14 protein-coding genes are annotated in these 13,119 nt (G+C 53.1%); 8 read left to right on the forward strand and 6 right to left on the reverse strand.

The annotated features are described in order from the left end of the window. Positions 1-7: 7 nt before the first annotated feature. Positions 8-814: an IclR family transcriptional regulator domain-containing protein gene (locus AL479_RS21785; RefSeq protein ID WP_061077637.1), complete on the forward strand. Its 807-nt coding sequence runs from the start codon at positions 8-10 to the stop codon at positions 812-814. On the opposite strand, the gene smrA is transcribed toward AL479_RS21785, so the two are convergent. After that, complete coding sequence (gene smrA / locus AL479_RS21790; RefSeq protein WP_061077638.1) at positions 811-1,374, reverse strand: DNA endonuclease SmrA; 564 nt, start codon at positions 1,372-1,374, stop codon at positions 811-813. The two genes, AL479_RS21785 and smrA, sit on opposite strands and share 4 nt — an antisense overlap. Before the next feature lie 424 nt (positions 1,375-1,798). Between smrA and ogt the strand changes: the two genes are divergently transcribed. The 3 genes from ogt to uspE all read left to right on the forward strand — a co-directional run bounded on the left by ogt (position 1,799) and on the right by uspE (position 4,362). Continuing rightward, complete coding sequence (ogt, locus tag AL479_RS21795; protein ID WP_061077639.1) at positions 1,799-2,314, forward strand: methylated-DNA--[protein]-cysteine S-methyltransferase; 516 nt, start codon at positions 1,799-1,801, stop codon at positions 2,312-2,314. 194 nt (positions 2,315-2,508) lie between these two features. Then, entirely contained in the window at positions 2,509-3,261 is a 753-nt protein-coding gene (gene fnr, locus AL479_RS21800; protein WP_003020397.1) for a fumarate/nitrate reduction transcriptional regulator Fnr, read from the forward strand. 150 nt (positions 3,262-3,411) lie between these two features. Beyond that, positions 3,412-4,362: a universal stress protein UspE gene (gene uspE, locus AL479_RS21805; RefSeq protein ID WP_061077640.1), complete on the forward strand. Its 951-nt coding sequence runs from the start codon at positions 3,412-3,414 to the stop codon at positions 4,360-4,362. 45 nt (positions 4,363-4,407) lie between these two features. On the opposite strand, the gene AL479_RS21810 is transcribed toward uspE, so the two are convergent. Continuing rightward, entirely contained in the window at positions 4,408-4,668 is a 261-nt protein-coding gene (locus tag AL479_RS21810; RefSeq protein ID WP_043001925.1) for a DUF2534 family protein, read from the reverse strand. Positions 4,669-4,911: 243 nt separating this feature from the next. Here AL479_RS21810 and AL479_RS21815 point away from each other — a divergent pair, with 243 nt between their 5' ends. After that, positions 4,912-5,931, forward strand: coding sequence for a mechanosensitive ion channel family protein (locus tag AL479_RS21815; RefSeq protein ID WP_061077641.1), 1,020 nt, complete (start codon positions 4,912-4,914; stop codon positions 5,929-5,931). Positions 5,932-6,014: 83 nt separating this feature from the next. Here the strand turns inward: AL479_RS21815 and AL479_RS21820 are convergent, their stop codons facing one another. After that, positions 6,015-6,398: a VOC family protein gene (locus tag AL479_RS21820; RefSeq protein WP_061077642.1), complete on the reverse strand. Its 384-nt coding sequence runs from the start codon at positions 6,396-6,398 to the stop codon at positions 6,015-6,017. Between the two features lie 98 nt (positions 6,399-6,496). Between AL479_RS21820 and AL479_RS21825 the strand changes: the two genes are divergently transcribed. Then, complete coding sequence (locus AL479_RS21825; protein ID WP_061077643.1) at positions 6,497-7,267, forward strand: DeoR/GlpR family DNA-binding transcription regulator; 771 nt, start codon at positions 6,497-6,499, stop codon at positions 7,265-7,267. A gap of 35 nt (positions 7,268-7,302) precedes the next feature. Here AL479_RS21825 and AL479_RS21830 read toward each other — a convergent pair whose 3' ends face one another. Beyond that, positions 7,303-8,916, reverse strand: a complete 1,614-nt coding sequence (locus AL479_RS21830; RefSeq protein WP_061077644.1) for a peptide ABC transporter substrate-binding protein — start codon at positions 8,914-8,916, stop codon at positions 7,303-7,305. A gap of 183 nt (positions 8,917-9,099) precedes the next feature. Between AL479_RS21830 and mpaA the strand changes: the two genes are divergently transcribed. After that, positions 9,100-9,828, forward strand: coding sequence for a murein tripeptide amidase MpaA (mpaA, locus tag AL479_RS21835; RefSeq protein ID WP_061077645.1), 729 nt, complete (start codon positions 9,100-9,102; stop codon positions 9,826-9,828). Here the strand turns inward: mpaA and ycjG are convergent. Continuing rightward, positions 9,803-10,768, reverse strand: a complete 966-nt coding sequence (gene ycjG / locus AL479_RS21840) for an L-Ala-D/L-Glu epimerase (protein ID WP_061077646.1) — start codon at positions 10,766-10,768, stop codon at positions 9,803-9,805. The two genes, mpaA and ycjG, sit on opposite strands and share 26 nt — an antisense overlap. 121 nt (positions 10,769-10,889) lie before the next feature. Here ycjG and tpx point away from each other — a divergent pair, with 121 nt between their 5' ends. Continuing rightward, positions 10,890-11,396 carry a thiol peroxidase gene (tpx, locus tag AL479_RS21845; RefSeq protein ID WP_043000571.1) on the forward strand — a complete coding sequence of 169 codons (507 nt, stop codon included), beginning with the start codon at positions 10,890-10,892 and terminating at the stop codon, positions 11,394-11,396. Positions 11,397-11,439: 43 nt separating this feature from the next. Here tpx and tyrR read toward each other — a convergent pair whose 3' ends face one another. After that, on the reverse strand, positions 11,440-12,981 hold the full coding sequence (tyrR, locus tag AL479_RS21850) for a transcriptional regulator TyrR (protein WP_061077647.1): 1,542 nt from the start codon (positions 12,979-12,981) through the stop codon (positions 11,440-11,442). Between the last annotated feature and the right edge of the window lie 138 nt (positions 12,982-13,119).

The following is a 13,119-nucleotide window of genomic DNA, read 5'->3' on the forward strand; positions in this document are numbered from 1 at the left end:
GAAAACAGTGGAAAAACATCCTGATGACCGACTGAACAATGAGACCGATCCGTTCAAGGGCGATCCAAACTATATGGCGTCGCTGGCACGCGGGCTGGAGGTGATTCAGGCGTTCACGCCGCAGCGGCGGGTGATGTCGATATCGCAGATTAGCCAGAAAACCGGGATCCCGCGCGCGGCGGTCAGACGCTGTCTGTATACGCTGGGAAAACTGGGTTTCGTCTATGCCGAAGATGGGAAAAATTTCGAACTACGCCCGCGGATCCTGGCGCTGGGCCATGCCTATCTGGCCTCCACTCCGCTGGCTCGCGCCACTCAACCGGTTCTGAAACATCTGAGCGAAATGCTCAATGAATCCTGTTCCATCGCCACCCTCGACGGTGACGATATTTTGTATATCGCCCGCGCCTCCAGCTCACGCATTATGACCATCGATCTGGACATCGGCAGTCGGCTGCCCGCGTGGTCCACCTCAATGGGACGCGTTTTGCTCAGTCATCTTTCCGAGGACAAACTGAACGACATGCTCGGGCGCATCACCATGATCCGTTACACCTCGCAGACCGTGGATTCCGTCCCCGCCCTGCGCGCCGAACTGAAGCAAGTGCGGCACCAGGGTTATGCGCTAAACGATCAGGAACTGGAGATGGGATTGCGGTCCATTGCCGTGCCGCTGATGAACAGCCAGGGTCAGGTGCTGGCGGCGCTTAACGTGGGCGTACATGCCGGACAGGTGACGGCGGACGAGTTGCGCAGCCGCGTACTGCCCGAGCTGCAGAAAGCCGCGCAGGAGTTGTCGCTTTTACTGCATTAACGGCTGCGCTTGGCGTGACGTTCCCAGTTTTCCTGCTTCGCCTGCGCGGATTTGCGCAACGCCACATAGCACGCCCCGCTGCCGCCATGATGCGGCAGCGCCACGCAGTAGGCCTGAACGTCGTCGAATTCGGTCAACCAGCGTGCCAGATAGCTGCGCACGATGTTGGCATGTGAGTTATCGTCTCGCCCCTTACCGTGAATGATCAGCACGTTACGCAGTCCATCCTGTAACGACTGGAGAAGAAAACTGAACAGTTGTTGACGGCAGGCTTCCACCGGCTGACGCAACAGATTGAGGCTCGCCTGCTGGCTGTATTTCCCCGTGCGCAGCTTATCGAGCACGCCCTGCTGCAGCCCTTCCCGGCGATACTCCAGCGGTTGCGTCAGCGGGACGATCTCCAGAAAGCCGGTGGTGAGAAAATTATCAAGCTGGAGTGTATCAATACGCTGCGGGGTCCGCGCATTGCGCACGGGCTGCCAGTATACGTCGGCGCAACGTTTCAGCGGCTGAACATCCTCCATGGCGTCAAGAAATAACGATTTGTCGTCAAGGTTCATGCTGTGTCCTCCCGCTTTTTAAAGACAGGCACTATCATAGCCGTCCCCCAGGAGGGCGACAACGGTTTACAGATGCTTCCAGTAAACATCAGGGTGTCATAAAGCCATGATGCACTAAGCCCATGCGATTTCATTCGTGATTAACTCAAATTGAGTGATTCTTAAATCCGTTTGATTTAACTTAGATTTTCGTGAAATCAATCACCCATGATGGCTGGCTTCAGTAAACAGTTCTTGCTATAAGACATTACCCGCCACACGGAATAATAACGGGAACACATGAAGGATAAACTGCTGTGTGTACTGTAGAGTCTGGCGGATGTCGACAGGCTCTATTTTTTTATCCCAAATCAGGGGTATAGCACTGCTGGCAGTGACCATGATACGTTGACGCCCCACCGACTGCATGCCAACGAGGCAACCGATGCTGACACTACTGGAAGAGAAAATGATGACCCCGCTGGGTCCACTTTGGGTAATTTGCGATGAGCAGTTCAGGCTTCGCGCTATCGAGTGGGAACAGTACAGCGAACGCATGGTGCAACTGCTGGATATTCATTACCGCGTCGAAGGTTATACCCGCATCAGTGCAACCAATCCTGGTGGTCTGTGCGACAAACTTGCCGACTATTTTGCCGGTAACCTCAGCGCGATCGATGCGTTGCCCACCGCCACCGGCGGCACCCCTTTTCAGCGGGAAGTCTGGCAAACATTGCGAACCATTCCTTGTGGTCAGGTGATGCACTACGGTCAGTTGGCTGAGCAGCTGGGACGCCCAGGCGCGGCACGAGCGGTTGGCGCGGCGAACGGTTCGAATCCAATCAGCATTGTGGTGCCCTGCCATCGCGTCATCGGACGAAACGGCACCATGACCGGTTACGCCGGCGGCGTGCAGCGGAAAGAGTGGTTGTTGCGCCATGAAGGTTACCTGTTGCTGTAGTCTCCAGGCAATTCGTGCCTTCTTGCTCACACTTTTACGTAAAGACGCCACACGGAAAGTAAGGATTTTCAAAGGGATAGAAATATTTTGCTCACACATGCCGGAATTATCCGCTATTGGGGTTACCTCAGACTTACGTGCTCACCAAAAAGATGTTAAAATTGACAAATATCAATTACGGCTTGAGCAGACCTATGATCCCGGAAAAGCGAATTATACGGCGCATTCAGTCTGGCGGTTGTGCTATCCATTGCCAGGATTGCAGTATCAGCCAGCTTTGCATCCCGTTCACACTTAACGAGCATGAGCTTGATCAGCTTGATAATATTATCGAGCGTAAAAAGCCGATCCAGAAAGGCCAGACGCTGTTTAAAGCGGGTGATGAGCTGAAATCGCTCTATGCCATTCGTTCCGGTACGATCAAGAGCTATACCATTACTGAACAAGGCGATGAGCAGATCACCGGCTTCCACCTCGCGGGCGACCTGGTCGGTTTCGACGCGATCGGTAGCGGTCATCATCCGAGTTTTGCGCAGGCACTGGAAACCTCAATGGTCTGTGAAATCCCGTTTGAGACACTTGATGATCTGTCCGGCAAAATGCCGAATCTGCGTCAGCAGATGATGCGTCTGATGAGTGGTGAGATCAAAGGTGACCAGGATATGATCCTGTTGCTGTCGAAGAAAAACGCGGAAGAGCGTCTGGCAGCATTTATCTATAACCTGTCCCGTCGCTTTGCGCAGCGTGGCTTCTCTCCACGTGAATTCCGTCTGACCATGACCCGTGGCGATATCGGTAACTACCTGGGCCTGACCGTTGAAACGATCAGCCGTCTGTTGGGTCGTTTCCAGAAAAGCGGGATGTTGGCGGTGAAAGGGAAATACATCACTATCGAAAACAGTGATGCGCTGGCGGTTCTCGCCGGACACACCCGCAACGTTGCTTAATCTTTCCGCAACCCTTCAGAAACCCTTCTGTCGAATCGTTAAATTTTCCTGATTTATTGATCTGACAGAAGGTTCTTCCCTGTTTCAATTCACATTCTTGGGTTACTCTTTTAGTTACAAACTGCGATGACAGTTGTAAGGAGACCCTGTATGGCTATGTATCAAAACATGCTGGTGGTTATCGATCCGAATCAGGACGATCAACCTGCGTTACGGCGTGCGGTTTATTTGCATCAACGGATTGGTGGCAAAATTAAAGCCTTTTTGCCGATCTATGACTTTTCCTACGAGATGACCACCCTGCTGTCGCCCGATGAGCGTACGGCAATGCGCCAGGGCGTCATTAGTCAACGCACGGCGTGGATACGCGAACAAGCAAAATACTACATTGAAGCAGGCGTTCCTGTTGACATTAAAGTGGTCTGGCACAACCGTCCTTTTGAAGCCATTATTCAGGAAGTGATCAGCGCCGGGCACGATCTGGTGCTGAAAATGGCGCATCAGCATGACCGACTGGAGGCCGTGATCTTCACTCCTACCGACTGGCATCTGCTGCGTAAATGTCCAAGTCCGGTATGGATGGTGAAAGATCAGCCCTGGCCGGAAGGCGGCAAAGCGCTGGTGGCGGTGAACCTCGCCAGTGAAGAGCCCTACCACAATGCACTGAATGAAAAACTGGTGAAAGAGACGCTGCAACTCGCCGAACAGGTTAACCATACTGAGGTGCATCTGGTCGGGGCCTACCCTGTCACGCCGATCAATATCGCGATTGAACTGCCGGAATTTGATCCCAGCGTCTACAACGATGCGATTCGCGGTCAGCACCTGCTGGCAATGAAAGCGCTGCGGCAAAAATTCAGTATCGACGAGAAAGTCACACACGTTGAGAAAGGATTACCGGAAGAGGTGATCCCCGATTTAGCGGAACATTTGCAGGCGGGGATTGTGGTTCTGGGTACAGTGGGCCGCACGGGAATTTCCGCGGCCTTCCTGGGGAATACGGCAGAACAGGTCATCGATCATCTGCGTTGTGACCTGCTGGTCATCAAACCTGACCAGTATCAGACGCCCGTTGAACTCGACGACGAAGAAGACGACTAACGCGTTGTAAAAAAACGAAAGGCCCAATTATTTGGGCCTTTTCTTTTAGTGCTTGTCCTCACCGCCAAGGAAATAAATCCCCAACGGGATGGCCAGCAGCACGGTGAAAACCAGACTATAGACGAAAATCATTGATGACTGAATGACATACATCGACGTCGTCCAGTCAGAAAGCGGAATATCGTACTGTTCAATCACCCCACCGATCGTGGCGCGCGTGACAACCGATGCGGCAATAATAAACACACCCAGCAGGCAGAGCAGAAACTTTTTGCCCTTCGCCGTCTTCAGCTTTTCCATTATCATCGTAGTGTCCTTCTGTTACCAAATTTTTGTTACCTTGGCGCAACAATACCATGACATTATGAAAAAGTCTGCATCAGTTCCCCCGATAAATCCGTCACATTGAAAGCTTCTTGGCGTAAAATCGCTGAAAGCGCTATTTATTACCCCTTTTTATTGATGACTTGAATGTTTATCCTGAGTACCATTAGTAATATACAGGTTATTTCTTGTCATTTCAGAGGCAGCGGAAAGCCGGGGATAAATATGTTTGCAGAGCTGTTCGTCAAAAACATCTTCAATCTGACGGTTATTTTAAGTAGCGTCTTTAGCTTAATCCTGATGAATGTTTTCTTTCGTCATGCACATAAACGCAAGAAAGGGTTTGTCTTCCATACGGCTCAGTTTCTTATTTATGCGCTGATGATCGGTACATTAGGACGCATCGCTAATACCGTTATTACTCATTATAACATCAGCGCGGTTTCATCCAGTATTATCGACTTTGTTTGTACGTCGTTGATTGCCCTGATTTTGACGATAAAACTGTTTCTGGTGATTAATCAGTTTGAAAAATCGCAAATTAAAAAAGGGCGAGACGTCACCAGCGCGCGAATCTTATCGCGGATTATCAAAATCACCCTCATTGTCGTCATTATTTTGCTTTATGGTGAACACTTCGGCATGAGCCTGTCGGGATTACTCACCTTTGGCGGTATCGGCGGCATCGCCGTGGGCATGGCAGGGAAAGATATCCTGAGCAACTTCTTTTCCGGCATTATGTTGTATTTCGATCGCCCATTCAGTATCGGCGACTGGGTGCGTTCCCCGGATCGCAATATTGAAGGCACCGTGGCGGAAATTGGCTGGCGGATGACCAAAATCACCACCTTTGATCATCGTCCGTTATACGTTCCTAACTCTGTCTTTTCCTCGATTAGCGTAGAGAATCCCGGCCGGATGAGCAACCGTCGAATCAACACGGTTGTCGGGTTACGTTACGAAGATGCCAGTAAAGTGGGTACGATCGTCAATGCCATTCGGCAAATGCTACAAACCCATGCCGATATCGATCAGCAACAAACGCTGCTGGTCTATTTTAACGGCTTTGGTGACTCTTCATTAAATATTATGGTGTATTGTTTTACCCGGACAACGGTCTGGGAAGAGTGGTTAGCGGTTCAGCAACAGGTTTATCTTAATATTATTGATATCGTGCAGAGCCATGGCGCTGATTTCGCCTTCCCGAGCCAGACACTCTATCTCAATAATAGCAGTCAGGGTTAAAGTAAAACGCTATTCGCGACACGTGATAGCCTCAGGACATATTGACCTGAGGCACCTTACTCAGATAATGCGTTATTATCCGTTCACTCAACAATTTCGATAAAATTCCCGTCCGGGTCTTTGATGACCGCTTCATAATAACCGTCCCCGGTCGTACGCGGTGGTGAAACCAGAATCCCCTGCGCCTGCGCTTTTTTTGCCAGCGCATCCACTTTTTTAGCACTGCCAACCGCGATCGCCAGATGCACCCACCCGGTCGTCTGGTTATCCGGGCGCAGGGCTCGCAGTGCGGGTTTCGTCATCAGTTCAATCGCAATATCATCACCGATGCGCACAAAGTAAGATTCGAATCCGGGATTGTTCTTGCTGATGTATTTCTCATTAAGCGTTCCGCCAAAAAAGCCAGACCAGAAGCGCGCCTGCGCCTCCAGTTCCGTGGTCCATAGCGCCATATGTGCGATTTTCATGTTTCACCTCGTTTCAACCCGTCAGAATGTTGACAGCACCGACCGTTTTGCCCGATCATGCGCTATATTGCTCGATGATATGGTTTTCAGGATTTATTATGCTCGATTATGCAGCTTTCCCGGAACAACGACAAGCCCTGATTCAGCAGATCCTGCAGGAGAATGGGCGCGTGGTATGCAGTGACCTCGCCTCCCGGCTGAACGTGTCGGAGCACACGATTCGCCGCGATCTCCATGAACTCAGCAAGGAAGGCATCTGCAAGAAAGTGTATGGCGGCGCGGTAATGATGCTGCCGGAAGCGGGTGACTATTCGATCCGCAAAACGAAGAAGCCAGATCAAAAGAGCAGTATCGCGCAAAAATGTGCACGACTGGTCAAATCCGGTAGCTGTATTTTTATCGACACCGGCACGACCAACCTGGCGATGGCGGAGGCGCTTCCGGCAGAACTCTCTTTGACCGTGGTGACCAACTCGCCGGAAATCGCTGCCGTACTGTTAAAAAAGCCTCTGTATGACGTCATCATGCTCGGCGGTCAGCTGCAGCGCTCTTCGGGTGGTTGCGTCGGCGCATCGGCGATCGCGCAGGTTCAGGGGATGTTATTCGACCAGGGGTTTATCGGCGGCTGTGCGATGGCGCCGGAATCCGGTCTGACCGGGTTTGATTACGCCGATTGTGAATTTAAGCGCGCAGTGCTCCGGCAGTGCAATGAGACCATTGTCGCGCTGACGGCAGACAAGATCCCGGCCGTGGCTCGCTATGTTGTCGCCCAAAGTGGTGAGATCGATGTCATTGTGGTTGAAGCGAATATCAGCAAGGAGTACTGCGAGGCGTTTCGCGAACATGATATTCGCATTTATACAGTGTGATCAGCAGGCGCGTTCCCGCGCCCGCTGACAGATGGTTAATGCTTGATGATGTACATGGTCCGGCTGTAGGCCACATCTTCCGGGTTCATGATCGGATACCCTTTCAGCCACGGCTTGATTAAGCGCCCGTTGGTGTACTGATAAATTGGCGCGATGGGCGCCTGCTCCATGAGGATTTTTTCCGCCGCATTGTAGTCCGCGTTACGCGCTTTATCAGTGTTTTCCATCGTCGCCTGAGTGATGACTTTGTCATACGCCGGGTCGTTAAAACGGGAAATATTGCCGGAGTGCGTCGACGTCAGCAGCGACAGGAAAGTGGAAGGTTCGTTGTAATCCCCCACCCAGGAAGCGCGAATCACATCAAAGTTCCCGGTATTACGGCTGTCGATGTAAGTTTTCCACTCCTGGTTTTGCAGCTTTACATCCACACCTAAGTTTTTCTTCCACATCGAAGCTACCGCGATGGCGATTTTCTGGTGGTTCTCAGAGGTGTTGTACAACAGCGTCAGGTTAAGCGGCTTCTGCGGACCGTATCCCGCCGCACGCAACAGCGTTTTCGCCTGGGCATTCAGCTCTTCCTGACTCATCTGCTCGAACGGAGACGGTTCAGGCGTAAAGCCGGCAGTGACGTCCGGCGTAAAATGCCAGGCCGGTTTTTCCCCGGTCCCCAACACTTTCTCCGCCATAATGCGACGGTCGATGGTCATGCTCAGCGCCAGACGCACGCGGGAATCCGCCGTTGGCCCTTTCTGCGTGTTAAAGGCGTAGTAATAGGTCCCCAACTGCGGTGGCGTATAGACCTGCCCCGGAATGTCCTTTAACAGCTTCTGGTACATATTTTTCGGGAAGGACTCGGTGATATCAATATCCCCCGCCAGGTACCGTTTGGTGGCCGAGGACTCCTGATTAATCGGCAGGAAAGTCACTTTTTGCAGCACCGTTTTACCGTTATCCCAGTACTGCGTATTCGGCACCACCACCAGCTTTTCATTCACCACGCGATCCTGCAACACGTAGGCACCGTTACCCACCAGGTTGCCCGGTTTGGTCCAGTCTTTACCGCTTGCCACGTTGGCTTTTTGCACCGGATAGAACGCAAAGCTGGCGGTGAGATTGGCGAACCACGGCAGCGGTTTATCCAGTTGCACTCTCAGGGTTCGGGCATCAATGGCGGTCACGCCGAGCTTATCAGGCGTCGCTTTGCCATCAATGATCGCCTGGGCGTTATTAACCCCTGCCAGCGCGGCAAACCACGCAAAGGGCGACAGCGTTTTCGGGTCCACCAGACGCTGCCAGCTATAGACAAAATCCTGGGCGGTCACCGGCGTGCCATCTGACCAGCATGCATTATCCCGTAGCGTAAACGTCCAGATTCGATTGTCGTTGCTTTTCCATTGTGTGGCGACGCCAGGCACGATTTCGCCCTTCTCGTTCTGGTTCACCAGTCCTTCAAACAGATCGCGAATAACCTGAATTTCCGGCAGGCCAACCGCTTTAGCCGGATCAAGCGTCGCCGGTTCATCTTTTATATGGCGAACCAGCTCCTGCTTCTCTGCCAGTACCGTTCCGCTGGGAACATCCGCAGCATATGACAGAGAAATGCTGCTAACCAACAGCGCACAACAGGTTACTGAAACAGCGTGCTTCATAGAGTCCCCTCAATCCGGCTTATTCACGATGGCGTAATTATTTGTTTCGCCTGAAGGAAATGCAAACATCTTCCTGCAGAAAATTGATATTACGACTAAAAATCTGTCCATGCGAAAACGATTTGATTATCGACCCAATTTGCACAACACTGCGAGTAATAATCCCTGAATTCAGAGACGCTTATGACCGTTACCCGCCCTCGCGCCGAACGCGGCGCCTTTCCGCCAGGAACCGAACATTATGGACGTTCACTGTTGGGTGCACCGCTGATCTGGTTTCCGGCAGCCGTTGCCAGTCGTGACAGTGGCTTGATTATCGCGGGAACGCACGGCGACGAAAACGCATCAGTGGTCACGCTCTCCTGCGCACTGCGCACGCTGACGCCTTCACTGCGCCGCCACCATGTGATCCTCGCAGTGAACCCGGATGGCTGTCAGCTCGGTTTGCGTGCGAACGCTAACGGCGTCGATCTTAATCGCAATTTCCCGTCGGCTAACTGGAAAGCCGGAGAGACGGTTTATCGCTGGAACAGCGCCGCAGACACGCGTGACGTGGTGTTGTTGACGGGAGATCATCCGGGTTCGGAACCGGAGACCCAGGCATTATGTCAGCTCATTCACCGCATTCACCCCGCGTGGGTGGTCTCTTTCCATGATCCACTGGCCTGTATTGAAGATCCCAAAAGCAGCGAGCTCGGTGAATGGCTGGCGCAGGCGTTTGAACTACCGCTGGTGACAAGCGTAGGTTACGAAACGCCCGGCTCTTTCGGCAGTTGGTGTGCGGATCTGAATTTACACTGCATCACTGCGGAATTCCCGCCGATCTCATCAGATGAGGCCAGCGAGAAATATCTCCAGGCGATGTCCACGCTTCTGCGCTGGCATCCTAAAGATGCAGTTGTCCGGTCGTAAAGTGCAGTGCGGGCTCCACATCAACCGCCAGCCAGGTAGGACCATCAAGATCGGCAAAGCTGACCTGCGGCGTCAGCGGTAATGCGGCAGAAATGGCCCGTGACGTGCAAAGCATGCAGCCCAGCATCAGGGAAAATCCTTGTTCGCGGGCGTCGGTAGCCAGCGCCAGCGCCTCGGTCAGTCCGCCGGTTTTGTCCAGTTTGATATTGACCATTTCATAACGCCCATGCAGCGCTTTCAGGCTGCTGCGGGTATGGCAGCTCTCATCGGCGCAGACCGGCAGCGGATGGATAAAATTTTCCAGCGCGGCGTCATCCTGCGCCGGAAGCGGTTGTTCCAGCATCGCGACACCCAGATCGGCCAACAGCTGGCAGCGCGCCGCCAGCCCTTCCGCCCGCCATGACTCATTGGCATCGACAATTAAGGTCGCTTCCGGTACCGCCGACCGAATCGCCACCATACGTTCGCTGATCAGCCGATCGTCCAGTTTCACCTTCAGCAGTCGGGCTCCGGCTTCCCACAGCGCCGCTGCGCTGGCCGCCATTTGTTCCGGGGTACCAATCACCACGGTCTGTGCGGTGGCGATTGTCGCCGGCAGCGCCACGTTGAGGGTTTCCGCCAGCGTTTGTTGCTGCTGGCGGGCCTGCAGATCCCACAGCGCACAGTCAACCGCGTTGCGTGCCGCGCCTGCCGGGAGCAGTTTTTGCAATGCTTCCCGGGTCAGTCCCTTTTCCAGTTGCGGGACAATGCTCATGATCTGCGCCATCACGGATGCATCGCTTTCCCCGTAACGCGGATAGGGCGTGCACTCACCGATCCCTTTCACGCCCTCTTCTTCCAGTTCAACCACCACGACACGCGCCTCACTGCGGCTGCCACGGGCAATCACAAAAGGGGTATGTAACGGCCAGGCTTCCTCGTATACCTTCACAGAACGCATTTTTTCTCCTTAAGTAATGACGTGGTGGTTTGTGCGCTTCACCGAAATAGCGTTTGCCGTGTTATCGGCTGTTGGCATAAACTAGCTGTGACGTTAACTATATGTAAACAGGAAGATAACCATGTCACAAACCGTTCATTTCCAGGGCAACCCGGTTGCAGTCGCCAACTCCATTCCTCAAGCGGGTAGCAAAGCGCAGCCTTTTACCCTCGTGGCAAAAGATCTGTCTGACGTCGCACTGAGCCAGTTTGCTGGCAAACGCAAAGTGCTGAACATTTTCCCGAGCATCGATACCGGCGTTTGCGCGGCATCGGTACGTAAGTTTAACCAACTGGCCACCGAAATCGACAACACCGTGGTGCTGTGTGTTTCTGCCGATCTGCCGTTTGCCCAGTCCCGCTTCTGCGGCGCGGAAGGTCTGAGCAACGTTATCACGCTGTCCACGCTGCGTAACGCTGAATTCCTGAAAAACTACGGCGTTGAAATCACCGAAGGTCCGCTGAAAGGTCTGGCCGCTCGTGCGGTTGTCGTTCTGGATGAAAATGACAATGTCATCTTCAGCCAGCTGGTGAATGAAATCACTAACGAACCTGACTATGCCGCTGCGCTGGAAGTCCTGAAAGCGTAAGGCAGCCGTCATACAAAAATGCCTCCATTGCGGAGGCATTTTTTTACTCTTCGCCCTTCTTCTGATTCAGGCCATATTCACGCAGCTTATTCGCAATCGCGGTATGGGAAACCCCCAGACGTTTCGCCAGTTTGCGGGTACTGGGATAACTGCGATAAAGCTGGGTTAACACCGAACGCTCAAAACGGCTGGTGATATCATCCAGCGAACCTTCCATCGCATCTTCACCTACCGCAACCGTCGTCGCATCGTAGTCAGGCAGCAAAATATCCTGAGGTCGCAGTTCGTAACCTTCAAGCTGCGTCAGTGCCCGGTAGATGGCGTTTTTCAGTTGACGCACGTTGCCAGGCCAGCCGTAGCGGGTCAATACCGTACTGAGATCGGCAGCCAGTTTAGGACGCGGCACGCCTTGCTCATCGGCGAAACGCGCCACAAACAGTTCGGTCAGCGGCATGATGTCCTGTGGACAATCGCGAAGCGGCGGCAGATTCAGCGTCAACACGTTCAGGCGATAATAGAGATCTTCGCGAAACAGCCCTTTCTGCACCAGTTCAATGAGATTCTTTTGCGTCGCGCAGATCACGCGCACATCGACATGCACCTCATGATCTTCCCCCACTCGACGGAACGTACCGTCATTGAGGAACCGCAGTAGCTTGGTCTGCATGCGCGGCGACATTTCACCAATCTCATCAAGCAGCACCGAACCGCCGTTCGCCTGCTCGAAGAAGCCTTTTTTCCCTTCTGGCGCATGACCGAACAGTTCGCTTTCCACCGCATCTTCAGGGATCGACGCGCAGTTGAGCGCCAGATACGGTTTGCCCGCGCGCGGGCTGGCCTGATGACAGGCATGAGCAAACAGATCTTTACCGGTGCCGGTATCGCCGGTAATCAACAGGGGCGCACTCAGCATCGCCAGTTTGCGTGCCTGTTCGACAACATGTTTCATTTTGCCGCTGACGGCAATGATTTGGCTAAAAGCACTGACATCCTGAGTTGCCAGATTCTGCAACTGACGCCCCATCCTGATAGTTGAACGCAGCATTACCACTGCACCGGTGAGCATGGTTTCGTCAGTTTCCCCTTGCAGATAGACCGGCGTGATTTCCATCAGGAAATTCTGCCCGTTGATCACCACATGTTCGTTATGGGACGCCTGCGGATTGCCCTCCAGCCAGCGCTGGAAGTTAAAACCGTTGATCAGTTGTGCCGCGGTATGGTTGCGCATCCGCTCCGGGTTAAGCGCAAACAGCTGGCAGCTTGCCGGGTTCGCCATCTCAATTTTACTTTTCAGATCCAGCGACAAAACCGGTTCTGGCAACGCCTCAAGCAGCGCGCTGAGCGCCAGATGCTCACGCTCTGACGGCATCCACGGCACGGTGCGTACGTCGGTGACGCCCGCAATGCGGCGAATTTCCGCCATCAAACTGCTGAAGTTAGTGAACTCCAGTTCGGCAAAGTTAAGGTAGATTCGCCCGATGGGGTCAATCTCGATACCGCGCAAATCGATGCTGCGTAGCACCAGTAAATCGAGTAATTCGCGAGTCAGACCAAGTCGGTCTTCACAAAAGACTTCCAGACGCATGGGGGGACCTTCACCTGAATAATGAGCTATAGATAAGATGATAAGCCAGGAATGGGGAAGCAGGAAGGATTCTGTCAACAAATATTGACAGCATGACGGAAAAACAGGCGTTTCGGCGTAAAGTTACGCGGTCAACGC

This window comes from Citrobacter amalonaticus, from assembly GCF_001559075.2.
Taxonomy (GTDB): Bacteria; Pseudomonadota; Gammaproteobacteria; order Enterobacterales; family Enterobacteriaceae; genus Citrobacter_A; species Citrobacter_A amalonaticus_F.